This is a genomic window from Nonomuraea sp. NPDC004580 (assembly GCF_040609855.1).
GTDB classification, from domain to species: domain Bacteria; phylum Actinomycetota; class Actinomycetes; order Streptosporangiales; family Streptosporangiaceae; genus Nonomuraea; species Nonomuraea salmonea.
Genome location: NZ_JBEXLH010000081.1, coordinates 1 through 16152, shown reverse-complemented (window position 1 = coordinate 16152; position 16152 = coordinate 1). Strand labels below are relative to the sequence as shown.

Annotated in this window: 14 protein-coding genes; 2 read left to right on the top strand and 12 right to left on the bottom strand. The window is 69.7% G+C overall.

Going from position 1 to position 16152, the window contains the following annotated elements; translation table 11 throughout:
* Positions 1-70: 70 nt before the first annotated feature.
* The 12 genes from ABZW11_RS42035 to ABZW11_RS41980 form a co-directional block, all read right to left on the bottom strand.
* Complete coding sequence (locus ABZW11_RS42035) at positions 71-1585, bottom strand: FAD-dependent oxidoreductase (protein ID WP_355430653.1); 1515 nt, start codon at positions 1583-1585, stop codon at positions 71-73.
* Positions 1582-3291 carry a hypothetical protein gene (locus ABZW11_RS42030; protein ID WP_355430650.1) on the bottom strand — a complete coding sequence of 570 codons (1710 nt, stop codon included), beginning with the start codon at positions 3289-3291 and terminating at the stop codon, positions 1582-1584. Before ABZW11_RS42030 ends, ABZW11_RS42035 begins: the two co-directional genes overlap by 4 nt.
* Positions 3292-3294: 3 nt before the next feature.
* On the bottom strand, positions 3295-4641 hold the full coding sequence (locus ABZW11_RS42025; RefSeq protein ID WP_355430647.1) for a GH1 family beta-glucosidase: 1347 nt from the start codon (positions 4639-4641) through the stop codon (positions 3295-3297).
* Positions 4638-5465 carry a carbohydrate ABC transporter permease gene (locus ABZW11_RS42020; RefSeq protein ID WP_345386831.1) on the bottom strand — a complete coding sequence of 276 codons (828 nt, stop codon included), beginning with the start codon at positions 5463-5465 and terminating at the stop codon, positions 4638-4640. Before ABZW11_RS42020 ends, ABZW11_RS42025 begins: the two co-directional genes overlap by 4 nt.
* Positions 5462-6430, bottom strand: coding sequence for a sugar ABC transporter permease (locus ABZW11_RS42015; protein WP_355430644.1), 969 nt, complete (start codon positions 6428-6430; stop codon positions 5462-5464). The genes ABZW11_RS42020 and ABZW11_RS42015 overlap by 4 nt, the downstream gene beginning before the upstream one ends.
* 1 nt (position 6431) lies before the next feature.
* Positions 6432-7823 carry a hypothetical protein gene (locus ABZW11_RS42010; RefSeq protein WP_355430641.1) on the bottom strand — a complete coding sequence of 464 codons (1392 nt, stop codon included), beginning with the start codon at positions 7821-7823 and terminating at the stop codon, positions 6432-6434.
* A 351-nt stretch (positions 7824-8174) separates the two neighbouring features.
* Positions 8175-9773 carry a cation acetate symporter gene (locus ABZW11_RS42005; protein WP_355430685.1) on the bottom strand — a complete coding sequence of 533 codons (1599 nt, stop codon included), beginning with the start codon at positions 9771-9773 and terminating at the stop codon, positions 8175-8177.
* A 17-nt stretch (positions 9774-9790) separates the two neighbouring features.
* Positions 9791-10120: a DUF485 domain-containing protein gene (locus tag ABZW11_RS42000; protein WP_345386835.1), complete on the bottom strand. Its 330-nt coding sequence runs from the start codon at positions 10118-10120 to the stop codon at positions 9791-9793.
* Between the two features lie 180 nt (positions 10121-10300).
* Entirely contained in the window at positions 10301-11143 is an 843-nt protein-coding gene (locus tag ABZW11_RS41995) for a carbohydrate ABC transporter permease (RefSeq protein ID WP_355430638.1), read from the bottom strand.
* Complete coding sequence (locus ABZW11_RS41990; RefSeq protein WP_345386838.1) at positions 11140-12024, bottom strand: sugar ABC transporter permease; 885 nt, start codon at positions 12022-12024, stop codon at positions 11140-11142. The genes ABZW11_RS41995 and ABZW11_RS41990 overlap by 4 nt, the downstream gene beginning before the upstream one ends.
* On the bottom strand, positions 12021-13181 hold the full coding sequence (locus tag ABZW11_RS41985) for a sugar ABC transporter substrate-binding protein (protein ID WP_355430635.1): 1161 nt from the start codon (positions 13179-13181) through the stop codon (positions 12021-12023). The genes ABZW11_RS41990 and ABZW11_RS41985 overlap by 4 nt, the downstream gene beginning before the upstream one ends.
* Positions 13182-13342: 161 nt before the next feature.
* A complete protein-coding gene (locus ABZW11_RS41980) occupies positions 13343-14500 on the bottom strand; it encodes a PLP-dependent aspartate aminotransferase family protein (RefSeq protein ID WP_355430632.1) in 1158 nt (385 codons plus the stop codon).
* Between the two features lie 11 nt (positions 14501-14511).
* On the opposite strand from ABZW11_RS41980, the gene ABZW11_RS41975 reads away from it, so the two are divergent.
* A complete protein-coding gene (locus ABZW11_RS41975) occupies positions 14512-15600 on the top strand; it encodes a LacI family DNA-binding transcriptional regulator (RefSeq protein ID WP_355430629.1) in 1089 nt (362 codons plus the stop codon).
* Between the two features lie 86 nt (positions 15601-15686).
* On the top strand, positions 15687-16136 hold the full coding sequence (locus ABZW11_RS41970; RefSeq protein WP_355430626.1) for a hypothetical protein: 450 nt from the start codon (positions 15687-15689) through the stop codon (positions 16134-16136).
* Positions 16137-16152: the final 16 nt, after the last annotated feature.

Sequence of the window (16152 nt, the reverse complement as noted above, 5' to 3'; positions counted from 1 at the left end):
CCGGGGTCACCGGAGCGGGCGGGTCGGGATGGAGCGAGGAGGAGGCACCGGGCCGGAGGTGGAGGGCGGGTCAGAGGGAGAGGACCTGGCCGGCGGTTCTCAGGGTCTCCTGGAGGGCGGTGACGTCCACGTCCTGGACCGCCTTGCCGGTGCCCGCGGACTGGCCGGCGGCGAGGCCGGCGGCGTGGCCGAGCATCTGGTACTGGACCTCCATCCGGATGGAGGAGAACGCCACGTGCGAGGCCGACACGCACACCGGCACGACCAGGTTCGCGCACTCCTCCCTGCGCGGCACCAGCGCCCGGTACGGGATCTGGTACGGCGCCACCCCCACCGACAGGTAGCCCTCGGTCACCACCATGGGGAGAGGCTCGGGGTGCTCGTAGACCCAGCGCCAGGTCCGCTGCACCTCGCGGATGTCGAGGTGGTACGACCCCATGGCGACCACGTCGTGCCGCCGCCGCCCCTCGACCAGGTCGTGCTCGGTGAGGTGCACCTCGCCCAGCATGCGCCGCGCCTCGCGGACGTAGAGCTGGTGCGGCAGGTGCCCGGTGTCGGCGAACTCGTCGGCGGGCAGCCCCCACCGGCCCAGCTCGGCCCGCACCACGGCGGGCACCTCGGGGTCGTGCGAGAGGAAGTACAGCAGGTCCTGGGCGTGGTGCAGGTGGTGCAGGCGGATGCGCTCGCGCTCCTCGGGCCCCGCGTCGGGGTAGGCCCAGGCGGAGCGGTCGAGCACGCTCAGCGAGAACGGCCCGAGCGAGTTGCCGTCGGCCTTGCCGTTCGGCAGGTTCGGCTCAAGCCCGACGAGCCGCCCGGCCCGCGGCGAGACGCCCTGCTCGCGCCAGTGGCGGAAGAGCCGGCGGCCGAGCTCCCAGTGCTCGTCGTCGTAGCCGGGCCGTCGCGAGAACGGGATGCGGTCGGGCGCGGTGGACATGCAGACGCGGTAGCCGTACGACATGACGCCGCCGTCGCCCTCGCCCACCTCGGCCATGGGGCCGTCGGCGACCTGCGGCAGCAGCGTGCCGTCGGCGCGGAACGGCGAGATGTACGGGGGGAAGTTGTGCATGCCGGGCACGACCTCGCGCCGCCCGGCGAACCGCTCGCCGTGCAGGGCCCTGTCCTCGCGGCCGACCCGGTAGCTCACCCCGGCGGCGGCCATCAGGTCGCCCTCGTAGCTCGCGTCCACGAAGACGCCGCCCGCGTAGTCGCCGCGCAGGGTGGCGGCGGAGAAGATCCGCTCGCCGGAGGTGACGACGGTGCGCAGGGCGGCGCCGAAGACGACCTCGACCCCGGCCCGCTCCAGCCAGGACAGGAAGATCCGCTCGGCGACGTGCGGCTCGGGGCCCGCGTAGTGGCCCGGCGCGACCCCGTACGCGTCGGCGACGGCCTGGCGGAACTCGGCCGCCATGCCGCCGAGCACGCGGGCGTCGCCGATGTCGGTGTAGCCGAGCCCGCCGGAGGTCATGCCGCCGACGTGCCTGCCGGGTTCGAGCAGCACGGTGTCCAGGCCGCGCCGGGCGGCGGCCACGGCGGCGCACACGCCGGCCGACGTGGCGCCGTAGACAACGACCTCGGCCTGCCTCATCGCCGCCACCACCCGGCGATCCGCCGCAGGTCGTCGCCGGTGATCGGCTCGCGGCTGTTGTCGATGGACTCGACGTAGTAGAGCGCGGGCACGCCCAGCCCGGGCTGCGCCTCGGCGTAGGCGAGCCAGTCGGCCCTGCTCGGCATCGGCCACTGGTCGGTGTCGATGAGGTGGTCCGGCATGGCGGCCGCGGCGACGGCGTGGCGGTAGCGGAGCTGGTCGACGGCGGGCACGGGGTCGCCGGCCGCGTCGACCTCCAGCACGTCGTTGAGCCTGATCATGTCGCTGACGTCGGCGAAGGCCGGGTGCGGGGTGTGGGTGATCATGAGGGCGTCGGGTTTGACCTGCTTGGCGGCGTCGTACATGGTGGCCAGCAGCTCGTGGAGGAGGGCGATGCCCCAGGTGGAGCCGTACTTCTTCAGGTGGGAGCCGCTCGGCGACCACTGCGTGAAGTCGATCTTGAACCCGTCGGCGTCGAGGTCGCCGAGGAGGCGCTCCATGATGGCGCGGACCCGCTCCCGGTAGGCGGGGTTCGACGGGTCGGCGGCCACGGCCCGGCCGCCCGCGTCGGTCACGCACTCCTCGACCGGCAGGCCGTCGGCCGACCAGGCCCGCCACCACAGCAGCACGCGCTGCCCGCGGGCGTGCCTGGCGGCGATCCACGCGCGCAGGTCGGGCCACTTGTCCTCGTCGGTCTCCAGGTCGCCGTAGGTGAGCTGCCAGCGGTCGTCGACGACGATCGTGCCCGGCACCACGCCGTGCTCCTCCAGCCTGCCCAGCCACTCGTCGTAGAGGTCCTGGCGGGACAGCGTGACCGGCGAGACGCCGTCGGCCCTGGCGCACTGGGCGCCCCAGCCGCAGAAGATCGGCTCGCTCCACCACGCGGCCCGCTCCCCCGCCGGGCCCTGCGGGGCCAGGCCGTGCTCGACGAGGTCGGCGCGGTGGTGGCCGATCGCCTCCCAGGGCGAGCCGGCCAGGCGGAACACGACGGCGGGCGAGGTCCAGGAGCCGCGCACCTCGGTGTGGCCCTCGTAGTCGAAGCGCAGCAGGGCGCCGCCGTCGAGCGGCTCGTACGTCAGCTCGGTGAAGGTCAGGCCGGCGATCCCGGCGCGTACGGACGCGCCGAGCCACGGCCCGTCCGGCACCGCGGTCGGCCCGGCGGGCGCGTCCTTGCAGAAGGCCAGCACCAGCGGCGGCGGCGAGAAGACCGCGTGCAGCCGCCCCGGGGAGGCGTCGCCGACGACGGTCAGCGCGACCGGCGCGGACACCGGCCGCACCACGTTCACCGGATGGGCGGGCGTGGGGCTGAACACGCCGCGCGCGTGCACCCCGGAGCGGAACGTGCCGGCCGCCCTGGTGTTGAGCACGGCCCGGCCGCCGAGCAGCGTCACGTCGCTGAGCACGCCGTCGCCCTCGACCCGCACCTCGACCGCGATGGTCTCGGGCGTGCAGGTCAGCCGGACCGTCTTGCTCTGCCACTCGGTGGTGCGCTGGGGGAAGTCGAAGACGGCCACGCCGTCGCGCTCCGCGAGCACGGGCGGCAGCGTCTCGTACGTCTCGTCGCGCCCGCCCCTGGTGTTGACCGAGGCCAGCAGGTTGACCGACAGCCACCCTTCGAGCTCGGCGCTGGCGTCGGTGCGGGAGACGGTCAGGCGGTAGTGGCCACTGTCCACGTAGTGGGCGGTGTCCGTGGTGGTGATCCGCATGGGTTAGCCGAAAGCCTCGATCCTGGGTGTGGCGGGCGCCGTGCCGCCCGCCGCGATGAGCCGGGCGTAGTAGCGCCCGGAGTCCTTGATGGTACGCACGCCGCTCGCGTAGTCGACGTGCACGAGCCCGAACCTGGGCCGGTAGCCCAGGGCCCACTCGAAGTTGTCCATGAGCGACCAGTGCAGGTAGCCGCGCACGTCGGCGCCCGCGTCGATGGCGGCGGCGACGGCTGCGACGTGGTCGCGCAGGTAGGCGATGCGCCGGTTGTCATGGACCCGGCCGTCGTGGGTGGGGGCGTCGCCGAAGACCCCGCCGTTCTCGGTGATCATGAGGGGGACGCCGGGGAAGCGGCGGGACAGGCCGATGAGCAGGTCGCGCAGCGCGCCGGGGTTGATCTCCCAGCCCTCGTCGGTCCGCGCGACGTCGCCGCTCGGGCCGACCACCTTCCAGGGGAACGGGCCCGGCGGCGCGGCGGCCATGACGCGGCGCGTGTAGTAGTTGATGCCGAGGTAGTCGCTGCGCCCGCCGATGGCGGCCTCGTCTCCGTCGGCGATGAAGTCGAGGCCGTGGCCGAGCGCCCGTTCCCAGTGCTCGCGCATGTCGGCGGGGTAGCCGTCGCCGAGCAGCGGGTCGAGGTACCACCGGTTGACGTAGCCGTCGGAGCCGGCGGCCGCCGCGCGGTCCTCGTCACTGTCCGTCGCGGGGTCGCAGGGGAAGAGGCTGAGCGCGCAGCCGGCCTTGACGCCCGGGTGGGCGTGCAGCACGTCGGCGGCGGCGCCGTGGCCGAGCAGCAGGTGGTGCCCGGCCTTGACGGCGGTGCCGAGGTCGGCGACGCCGGGCGCGTGCAGGCCGAGCTGGTAGCCGAGCAGCGCGATGATCCAGGGCTCGTTCTGGGTGATCCACCAGGTGACGCGGTCGGCCAGGCGATCGGCGACGGCCTGCGCGTACGCGGTGAAAGCGTTGACGGAAGAGCGGTCCGCCCAGCTCAGCCCGGCCGGCATGTCCCAGTGGTTGAGCGTCAGCACCGGCTCGACGCCCGCCGCCAGCAGCGCGTCGGTGAACCGCTCGTAATGGTCGAGCGCCTTCGGGTCGGGGTGCGTGCCGTCGGGCATGACGCGGGACCAGCCGGTCGAGAAGCGGTAGGCGGTCAGGCCCAGCTCCTTGATCAGCTCGATGTCCTCGCGCCAGCGCAGGTACGAGTCGCAGGCCCGCGAGCCGTCGCCGCCGCCCTCGATCGCGCCGGGGCGGCGGCAGAAGGCGTCCCACACCGACTCGCCCCGGCCGTGATGTCCCTCGATCTGGTACGCCGAGGTGCCCGCGCCCCAGAGGAATCCGGTGGGAAAGCTCATCCCTTGCTTCCCGTCGTCGCGATGCCCTTGATGAAGTGCTTCTGGCCGAGGAAGAACAGGATGATCATCGGAATGGTGGTGATGACGCTGGCCGTCATGACGATCTCCCAGTGCCACTCACCGCCGAACCCGAACTGGTCGAGCAGCGCCTTCAGCCCGCGCGGCACGGTGAAGGTCTCGGAGTCGCGCAGGTAGATGAGCGGCCGCATGAGGTCGGTCCAGGCGGCCTGGAACTCGAACAGCAGGGTCACGACGACCGCCGGCTTGCACAAGGGCAGGGCGATGCGGGTGAAGATCTTCCAGTTGTTCGCGCCGTCGATCTTGGCCGCCTCGAACGGCTCGCGCGGCAGGCCCATGAAGAACTGCCGCAGCAGGAAGATGTAGAAGGCGCTGCCGAACAGGTTCTGGGCCCACAGCGGCGTCAGCGTGCCGACCGCGCCGAGCGAGTTCCAGATGAGGAAGACCGGGATCATCGTGACCGCGCCGGGCAGCATCATCGTCGCCAGCACCACGCCGAACAACGCGTTCCTGCCGGGGAAGCGGAAGTAGGCGAACCCCCAGGCCACCATCGCGCTGGTGACCGTCACGGCCACCGCCGCCAGCACCGTCACCAGCAGCGTGTTGGCCATCCAGAGGCCGAGCGGGGCCTCCTGCCACACCTGGATGTAGTTGTCGAAGGTGAACGTCTCGGGGATGAGCCGGTTGTCGAAGACCTCGCTGCGCGGCTTGAAGGACGCGCTGAGCAGCCAGATGAACGGGTAGATGAACGCGACGGTGAACGCGCCCAGCGCGACCCAGGTCAGGATCTTCGCGGCGCGCCTCATGGGTTACCCCCCTCGTAGTGGACGTAGCGCCTGGTCACCACGATCTGCACGGCCGTGATCGCCATGATGACGATGAACAGCAGCCAGGCGAGCGCGGAGGCGTACCCCATGTGCAGGAACTCGAAGGCCTGCTGGAACAGGTAGATCGCGTAGAACAGCGCGGCGTCGTTGCTGTAGGTGGTGTTGCCGGCGCCGAAGAAGGCGGTGTACGCCTCGGTGAACGACTGCAGGGCGTTGATGCTGTCCACGATGAACAGGAAGAACAGCGTGGGGCTGATCATCGGCACGGTGATCCGCAGCAGCCGCTTCCACCAGCCGGCGCCGTCCACGAGGGCGGAGTCGTACAGCTCCTGCGGGACGCCGCGCAGCGCGGCCAGGATGATGACCACGGAGGAGCCGACCGTCCACAGGTTCATCAGCACCAGGGCCGGCTTGACCCAGTTCGGGTCGGTGGTCCACGCCGGGCCGTCGATGCCGAAGACGCCGAGGAAGGCGTTGATCAGGCCGTCCTGGCCGTTGAACAGCAGCAGCAGCAGGATGCCGATCGCGACCGGCGGCGTCATCTTCGGCAGGAAGAACGCCGTGCGGAAGAAGCCGGTGGCCTTGCTGGCGCTGTTGAGCAGCAGCGCCAGCCCCAGTGCGACGACGAGGTGGGTCGGCACCGACAGCACGGCGAACACGAACGTGTTCCACAGCGCCAGGCCGACCTTCGGGTCCTCGAAGAGCTGCACGTAGTTGTCGAAGCCGACGTAGTTCGGGTCGTTGATGACGTCGTAGTCGGTCAGCGACAGGTAGGCGCTGTTGATGACGGGCCACGCGGTGAAGACGACGAAGCCGATGATCCAGGGGCTGATGAACAGCAGCGCCGCCCTGGTCTCCAGGAAGCGCGCGCTGCGCCACCGTGGTGACCGCCGTGGTGACCGCCGTGGTGACCGCCGTGGTGTTCGGGTATTGGAAGGGGACATCTCAGTTCGTACGCTTCGTCCAGCCGGCCCATGCCTTGTCCAGTGCCGCCTGGGCGTCCTGCTGGGCCTTGTCGAGGGCGGCCTGCGGCTCGTCCTGGCCGTTGAGCACCCGGTTCACGGCGTTCTGCCAGGCGTCCTTGAACTCCTTGTCGGCCGGGTTGGCGGGGAGGCTGAAGGTGTTCTTGTTGGCCTCGTAGAACGCCTTGACGCCGGCGTCCCAGGTGGCGCCGCCGGAGGTGAGCATCTTCTCGATCTCGGCGTCGGCCTTGACGTTGCCGGTGAGGATGCCGGTGAACGGCTTGCCCTCGTCCTTGCGCTTGTCGAGGCGGGCCTGGGCGGCGGCCTTCCAGGTGTCGACCAGGGTCATCGACTTGGCGAAGCGGCAGGCCGCGCCGGGGTTCTTGGCGCCCTTGGGGATGGCCCACGACGAGCCCGACGAGTAGGCCAGCGCCTTGCCCTCCGGGGTGCGGAAGGTGTCGAAGGCCAGCGGCGCCTTGGGCGAGACGTCGTTGAGCACGTTGACGTACCACTGCTCCATCGGCATGGCGCCGAGGGCGTTCTTGGCGTACTGGTTGCCCTTGCCGAAGAAGTCGGCCGAGTCCCGCACGGCCTTGACCTTGGCGAAGCCGCCCTGCACGTCGTAGACGGAGACGGCGAACTGCAGCGCCTTCACCACCTCGGGGCTGTTGAGCTGGGCGGTCCTGCCGTCGGCCGAGAGCAGGTCGGCGCCGAGCGACTTGGCCCACAGCGGCAGGAACTCCGGCAGTTTGCTGTCGTAGCCGATCACCTTGAGCTTGCCGCCGGGCGCCTTGACCAGTTTCTTGGTCGCGGCGGTGATCTTCTCCCAGCTGGAGCCGTTGACGTCGTCGATGGTCAGGCCGGCCTCCTTGAGCAGGTCGGCGTTGGCCATCGTGATCTGGACCTGGTTGAACTCGGGAATGGCCCAGATCTCGTCGCCGAAGGTCACCTGGGCGAGGGCGTTCGGGTTGTACATCGAGGTGTCGATCTGCTCGCCCTGGATGCAGGCGGTCAGGGGGATGATCGCACCACGTGAGGCGAAAGTGCCGATCTGGTCGCGGTTGGCGTAGATGATGTCCGGCGGGTCGCCGGCCGCAACCGAGGACAGGAACTGCTGGATGTCCAGGTCACCCTCGATCAGCTTCACGTCGGCGCCGCCGAGCGCCTTCTTGGCCAGATCGACGCGGGTGGTCCCGATCTCGTCGGTCGCGCCGAAGCCCATGGCCGAGATCGTGCCCTGATAGGAGGCACTGGGGTTGTACTGGCCGGCTGACGGCGTCGGGTCGGCCGCTCCACCGGTGCCCTTGGCACACGACGTGAGCGCCAGCGCGAGCGACACGGACAGGACGGACCAGCGGACAAGTGGGGTTCTCATTGGGGGTTTCGCCTCCACACTGATCAAGCGGGGCATCAGGCATGCTGATGACGGCCACGTGGCGCCAGGCCAGTGTGGCAACGTTCACACATCTGAGAACGTACCCATACCGCTGAAATCCCGTCAACCACTCCATCCACTGCGTTTCGGTGACGTTAACAACTCCAAGGGTGTGGGACGCCCCACTGGGACACCTGTCGGGAACGACCACAGCCCCTTCCCCGTCGGCGATCGCGTACACGCGCGAGGGCCCGGCCGAAGCGATCGGCCGGGCCCTCTGGTGCAGGCGCCCTGGGGCAGGGGGTCGGGCGCCCTTCTGGGAGGAAGCCCCGTACGGGGGTCAGCCCCGGATCAGTGCGTGCTCGCCTTCTCCGCGCCGACGCCGGTGAGCGAGCGGACCTCGATCTCGGCGTACTTGGCGGCGTTGTACTCCTTGCTGAGGACCGTGCCGATCCAGCCGCACAGGAAGCCCAGCGGGATCGAGACGATGCCGGGGTTGCTCAGCGGGAACCAGGCGAAGTCGGCCCCCGGGAACAGCGCCGTCTTGCTGCCGGAGACCACCGGCGAGAAGATGACCAGCAGCAGGGCGGAGACCAGACCACCGTAGATGGCCGAGACCGCGCCGGCGGTGTTGAACCTCTTCCAGAACAGGCTGTAGAGGATCGCCGGCAGGTTGCCCGACGCCGCCACCGCGAACGCCAGCGCCACCAGGAACGCCACGTTCTGGCCCTGGGCGAGGATGCCCAGGCCGATCGCGATGGCGCCGATGACGAAAGCGGAGATGCGGGCCACGACGACCTCCTGCCGCTCGCTGACCTGGCCGCGCTTGAAGACGTGCGCGTACAGGTCGTGCGAGAAGCTGGAGGAGGAGGCCAGCGTCAGACCGGCCACCACGGCCAGGATCGTGGCGAACGCCACGGCCCCGATCAGCGCCAGCAGGATCGTGCCGCCGACGGAGCCGAAGATCTCCTCACCGATGCGCTGTGCCAGCATGGGCGCCGCGGTGTTGCCCGCCGCGTCACCCGCGGCGATCGCGTCCTTGCCGACCAGGGCCGCCGCGCCGAAGCCGAGGACCAGGGTGAGCAGGTAGAAGACGCCGATGATGCCGATGCCCCAGAGCACCGACTTGCGGGCGTCCTTGGCGGTGGGCACGGTGTAGAAGCGGATGAGGATGTGCGGCAGGCCCGCGGTGCCGAGCACCAGCGCCAGGCCCAGGCTGATGAGGTCGATCTTGCCGGCCAGTCCCTGCGCGTCGGTGCCGTACTTCAGGCCGGGGATCAGGAAGTTGCCGGGGTTGCCCGAGGGGCCGCTGGTGGTGGCGGCCTGGCCGAGCAGCGCCGAGAGGTTGAAGCCGAACTTGCCGAGCACCAGCAGCGTCACCAGCGCGGCGCCGCTCATCAGCAGCACGGCCTTGACGATCTGGACCCAGGTGGTGCCCTTCATGCCGCCGAAGACGACGTACACGATCATGAGGGCGCCGACGCCGATGATCGTCCACGCCTTGCCGGCCTCGCCGGTGATGCCGAGCAGCAGGCCGACCAGCGCGCCCGCGCCGACCATCTGGGCCAGGAGGTAGAAGATGCTGACCACGATGGTGGAGACGCCCGCCGCCGTGCGGACGGGCCGCGGGCTCATCCGGAAGGCCAGCACGTCGGCCATGGTGAACTTGCCGGAGTTCCGCATCAGCTCGGCCACCAGCAGCAGCGCCACCAGCCAGGCGACGAGGAAGCCGATCGAGTAGAGGAACCCGTCATATCCGGACAGGGCGATGATGCCGGCGATGCCGAGGAACGAGGCGGCCGACATGTAGTCACCGCCGATCGCCAGGCCGTTCTGCACGCCGCTGAATGACCGGCCGCCCGCGTAGTAGTCGGCGGCCGTCTTGGTCTGGCGGCTCGCCCAGACGGTGATCGCCAGGGTGGCGGCCACGAAGGCGAGGAAGAGGATCATCCCCAGGGTCGTCGAGCTCACTGAGTCTTCTCCTCCACCTCGTGCCGCAGCTTGTCAGCGATCGGGTCGAGCTGCTTCTCGGCGTGCCTGGAGTAGGCCCACGCGATGAGGAAGGTCGACACGAACTGCAGCAACCCGAAGATCAGCCCGACGTTGATCTCGCCGAACAACTTGATGCCCATGAAGTCGCGCGCCCACCCCGACAGCACCACGTACAGCAGGTACCAGACGAGGAACGCCACGGTCATGGGGAACGTCCAGCGGCGGAAGCGCCGCTTCAGGTCCTGGAACTCACTGCTCTCCTGCACTTGCTCATAGACCGATGCGTCATGTTCTTGTGTCGTCACGAGACCTCCACTGTGATGCGGATCACGCCCAACGTAAGAGCGCAACCTACCCGTCGTGGAGACGCCCGGGAGGGGTGTTCGGCGAGCCGCTGATGCACCGCGCTTAGTTGGAACGGGCTTGCGGCGAAAGGTCCGTCTGGCGCGATGAGCGGTCGGTTATCCCTTTCACCCCCTTGCCGATCATCCCTTCACCGCCCCCGCCGTCAGCCCCTCCACGATGTATCGGCGGACGGCGGCGAACAGCACGAGCGTCGGCAGCACCGAGACGACGGTGGCGGCCGCCATCGAGCCCCAGTCGATGTCGTACTGGGTGATGAAGGAGTTCATGGCGACCGGGATCGTCTTGGCGTCCTCGCTGTCGATGAACGTGATCGCGAGGAACAGCTCGTTCCAGCACTGCACGAACGCGAAGATGAACGTCGCGGCGATGCCGGGCAGCATGACCGGGATCACCACGCGCACCATGGCCACGAGCCGCGAGGCGCCGTCCACCTGGGCCGCCTCCTCCAGCGCCACCGGCACCCGCTCGTAGAAGCCGCGCATGATGATCGTCGAGAACGGCACCAGCATGGCGACGTACACCAGCATCAGCCCGGCCAGCCGGTTGAGCAGGTCGAGGTCGGACATCAGCAGGTAGAGCGGCCCGAGCGCGATGAACAGCGGGATCATCTGGGTGACCAGGAACGCCAGCATCAGCGCCCCTCGCCCAGGAAAGGCGAAGCGGGCCAGCGTGTAGCCGCCGAGCACGCCGATCGCCGTCACCACCCCGGCGGAGACGATCGACACCAGCAGCGAGTTGAGCAGGTAGGTGCCGAAGTCGGCGAACGAGAACAGCTCCTCGTAGTGCTCGAACGTCACCTTCGACGGCCAGTAGCGCAGCGGCACCGAGAAGATCTCCGGCTGCGGCTTGAGCGAGGTGACGACGATCCAGTACAGCGGGAACAACGTGATCAGCAGCCAGACGCCCAGCACGAGCACCTTGGCGGCCGTGGCGAGGCGCCGCAGCGGGGTGCGCGCGTTCATCGGGCCTTCTCGAATCTCGTGGCGTTGAGGTAGAACACGCTGAACGCCAGCAGCAGCCCCAGCACGAGCAGGCCGACCGCGCCCGCCCTGCCGTAGTCGCCGCCGATCACCTGCTGGATGAGGAACGTGGTGACGATGTCGGTGCTGCCGGCCGGGCCGCCGCCGGTCATGGAGTAGATCAGGTCGGGGAAGTTGAGTATCCAGATGATCCGCAGCAGCACGATCAGCGCCAGGGTGGGCCTGATGTGCGGCAGCGTCACGTGCCAGAACCGCCGCCACCGCGAGGCGCCGTCCACGGCCGCGGCCTCGTAGAGCTCGCCCGGCACCGACTGCAGCGCGGCCATGATCATGATGGCGAAGAACGTGACGCCGTACCAGATGTTGGCCACGATCACCGACGTCATCGCCCAGCCGGGCGTGGCGAGGAACCCGATGCGCTCGTCGATGATCCCCGCCTTGAGCAGCAGGTCGTTGATCACGCCGAACTGGCCGTTGAACAACCACCGCCACAGCAGCCCGATCAGGAACCCCGACATCGCCCACGGGAAGAACACCCACGCCTGGTAGAGCCCGCGCCCCCGGAAGTGCCCGCGCAGCAGCAGCGCCAGGCCGAAGCCGAGGAAGAACTGGAAGAACAGCGAGACCGCCACCCACGTGCCGGTGTTGCGCAGCGCCGTCCAGAACCGCTCCTCCGCCAGCACCGCGCGGAAGTTCTCCAGGCCGGTGAACGGGGTCGCGGTCAGGTCGAACAGCGAGTACCGCTGGAACGCGATGACCGCGCCCCTGATCATCGGGTAGTACGTGAACAGCGCGACGAACACCACGCCCGGCAGCAGGCACAGCGCGATGAACCGGGCCCGCCGGACGGTGAACGTCCTCAAGAGACCTTCTTGGCCTGGCCGGCCCAGAACGCGTCCCAGGCCTTCAGCACCTCGGCCGTGCTCCTCTTGCCGGTGATCAGGGCCTGCACGTCACGGTCGGAGTCGACCAGGAACCGGCTCCAGCCCGGATAGTCCACCGGCCTGATCGTGATCACCTGCTTGGGGTCCTGCTGCGCCTCCAGGTACGCCTTCCACGCTCCCTGCGAGAACCGCGGGTCGCTCTGGGCCTGCTTCGAGATCGGAATCAGCGAGTTGCCCTTGGCGAAGGCGATGCTCTGCTCCGCCTCCGACAGGTACTGCACCAGCTTGACCGCCTGCTCCGGGTGCGCGCTGAAGGAGGTGACGCCCCAGCCGGCGTAGCCGACGGGCTGGAAGGCGTACCCGGTGGGGCCCTTCGGGATCGGGGCGGTGGCCCAATTCGTCAGGCCGCTCTCCTCGACCGTCTTGATGACCTCGGGGTCCTGGATGAGCATGCCGGTGACGCCCGAGGTGAAGCCCTGCACCATCTCGGGGAAGCCCCAGGCCACGGAGTCGGGCGGCGACGCCTCACGGTAGATCTTGACGAACAGGTCGAGCGCCTGCGCCGCCTCGGGCGTGGCGAAGATCGTCCGCTTGTCCTTGAGGAAGAACGACTTCTCCGGGTCGAGCGCCTCGCCGTTGTACGCGCTGATCATCATCACCGCGTAGTCGGCGCCGCCCTTGCCGCCGCGGAAGGAGTAGCCGTAGCGGTCGCCGGTGGTCTGGGCCCTGCCGGCCTCGTACAGCTCCTGCCAGGTGGCGGGTGGCCGCGTCAGGCCGCGGTCGGTGCGGTAGAACAGCGTGCGCTGGTAGAAGCCGTACGGGATGAGGTACGCCTTGCCGCCCACCTCGACCGCCTTCTTCTGGGCCAGCTCGGTCAGGTTCGCCCAGCCGGCCCAGCCGGTCGTGGGCAGCTCGGCCAGCCAGCCGTTGTTGGAGAAGGACTTGGCGGTGTGGTCGCGCACCTCCAGCACGTCCAGGTCCTTCTTGGTCTGCAGGATCTGGGTGATCTTCTGGTCGGCGCTGTCGAGCGGCGGGGAGACGAGCTCGACAGTGACACCGGGGTTGGCCTGCTCGAAGCCGTCGAGGAGGGACTTGATGAGCTTCGTACGTTCTGGACTGGTCAGGCTCTCGATCATCCGGAGCCGCACCTCTCCCCCGGACCCGGAGGATCGGGAGGAGGAGCCGCACCCGGCCAGGACGAGCGTGGCGGCGACCGTAGCCGCTAGGAGGGGATTTCTCACGACGAGCCTCCCGCGAAGGGCAGACAGCGCTGTCAATCACGTTGCTGTCCTTCACGTTAGGCGGACATGCCCTCCAGCGCCAGACCGAGATCCTTGATCAGGGCGTCCGCGGGCTCCAGGCCGACGGACAGGCGGACGAGGCCGACGGGGATGCCCATCGTGACGCGGACGCTCTCCTCGGTGGTCAGCGCGGGCGCGTTCACCAGGCTCTCGAATCCGCCCCACGACACCCCGATCCGGAACTGCCGCAACTGGTTGATGAACCTGCCGACCTGCTCCCGCGACTCGGTGTCCAGCACGAGGCTGAACAGGCTGGAGAAGCCCGACATCTGCCGCAGCGCGATCGCGTGCCCGGGATGTGACGGCAGGCCCGGGTGGTTCACCTCGCGCACCGCGGGATGGCCCTCAAGGAACGCCGCCACCGCCAGCCCGCGCTCCTGGTGCGCCGCCATCCGCACCGGCAGCGTACGCAGGCCCTTGATCACCTTGGCCGCGTCGTGCGGCGACATCGCGGCCCCGTAGAGCTGGTACTCCTGCAACGCCAGCGGTCTGACCAGCCGCGACGGTCCGACCACGACACCGCCCACGAGGTCGCTGTGCCCGCCGACGTACTTCGACAGCGAGTGCACGACGAGGTCCACCCCCATCGTCAGCGGCTTCTGGAACAGCGGCGTGGACCAGGTGTTGTCCATCACCGTCAGCAGCCCGCGCTCGCGCGCCCAGGCCGTCACCTCCGCGATGTCCACGACCTGGTAGGCCATGTACGACGGCGACTCGAAGTACAGTATTCGGGTGCTGGGCCTGATAGCGCTATCACCTGCCGCGAGGTCGTCGACGTGCGTATGCGACACCCCGAACTTCTCCAGATAGCGCAGGAACTGCGTGGTGGGCCCATAGACCGCACCCAGCACCAGCACGTGATCGCCGGCCGACACGAGCGAGGAGATGGTCGCCGAGATCGCGCCCATGCCCGAGCCGAAACACTTCGCGCGCTCTCCCCGCTCCAGCGCCGCGAGCTTACGCTGGGCGAGATCCACCGTCGGGTTGGTCCCCCGCCAGTAGACGTAACGCTCGTCCTCGTCCTTGACGGCCGCGCCCAGCTCCTCCGCCGTCTCGAACGTGAACAGCGAGTTCTCGAACACCGGCGGGTTGACCGCGCCCAGCACCCAAGGCTCGTCCTCACCCAACCGGCCACAGATCCATTCGTCATCCATGGGGGCACACTATGACAGCGCGGGAGAACGGCGACCTCGTGGTCTCGCTGAACGACGGTCAGGAGGCCGCCACGCGCAAGCCCACCATGGCCGACGTCGCGCGGCACGCGGGGGTGAGCCTGAAGACCGTCTCCCGGGTCGTCAACCAGGAGCCGCACGTGCGGGCCTCCCTGCAGCAGCGGGTGCAGGCCGCCATCGACGCGCTCGGCTACCGCCGCAACGAGGCCGCCGCCCGGCTCGCCAGGGGCGCCTCCATGCTGACGCTGGGGCTGGTCATGGAGAACATCTCCAACGAGTTCTACGGCCGCCTGGCCGCCGCCGTGGAGGCCGCCGCGGCCGAGCACGAGGCGCTCGTCGTGTTCGGCTCGTACGAGGAGAGCGCCGACAAGGAGCGCATGCTCATCGAGTCGATGTACGCCCGCGGCGTCGACTCCCTCATCGTCGTGCCGTCGGCCGCCGACCACGGCTGGCTGGCCAGGCACGCCGGGCTCACCACGGTGTTCGTGGACCGGGTGCCGCCCGGCCTGGCGACCGCCGACGCGGTGCTGCTCGACGACGTGCGGGGCGGTCAGGTCGCCACCGAGCACCTGCTGGCCCACGGCCATCGCAGGATCGCGCTCATCTCCGACGACGAGGACATCAGCTCGGTGCACGACCGGGCCGCCGGTCACCGTACGGCGCTGGCCGCCGCCGGGGTCCCCGCCGACGAGACGCTCGTGGTGCACGCGGTGTACGACCCCGCCCGGGTGGCCCGCGAGGTCGCCAGGCTGCTCGACCTCGCCGACCCGCCCACCGCGTTCTTCGCCACCAACAACCGGGCCGCGATCGGCATCCTCCAGGCGCTGCGCGAGCGGCCCGAGCGGCCCGCATACGTGGGGTTCGACGACTTCGCGCTGGCCGGAGTGTTCAACCCGGGCGTCACCGTGGTCCGCTACGACACCGCGCGGCTCGCCAGGGCCGCCGTGGACCTGCTGCTCAACCCCTCGCGCACGGGCCGCAGGGTCAAGGTGCCGATCGAGCTGGTGCCGCGCGGCTCGGGCGAGCTGCCGCCCCCATGCCGCCCCCATGCCGCCCGCCTGACGCCGCGTGGCCCCGCGTGACGCTCAAAACCCGGTCACGTCTCCACAAGCCCGGCACACCCGGCGGATGAGCGGGTACCCCTGTCTCGACTGACGGGGAGCAGAGCATGTCCGAGGGCGCCGAGGAGGCCAGGGTCACCACCGACCCGGACGTCTACCTCGACGTGCCCGAGGTCAAGGTGGACGAGATCACCCTCGACGTCCAGGACCTGCGGGCCAGGGTGTCGCTCCAGGCCGAGGTGCTCGACCTGCTCAAGCTGAACGTCGGCGCGGACGTCTTCCTCGGCAGCGTCAACCTCACCATCAAGGGGGTGGAGGCGCAGGCGCTGCTGAAGGTCCGGCTGGACAACGTGGCCCGCATCATCGACCGGGTCCTGCAGACCATCGACACCAACCCGCAGCTCCTCGAGCACCTCACGAGGGGCGTCGGCCGCGCGGTCGAGGACGTCGGCCTGGGCGCCGGCCACGCGGTCCGCGACGTCGGCTCCCGCAGCGCGTCAGGCCGGTGCGAGAGCGGCTGCTCCAGCAGGGACGCCATCGGGGTCAGGGTGTCGTGAACGGTGAATTCCATGG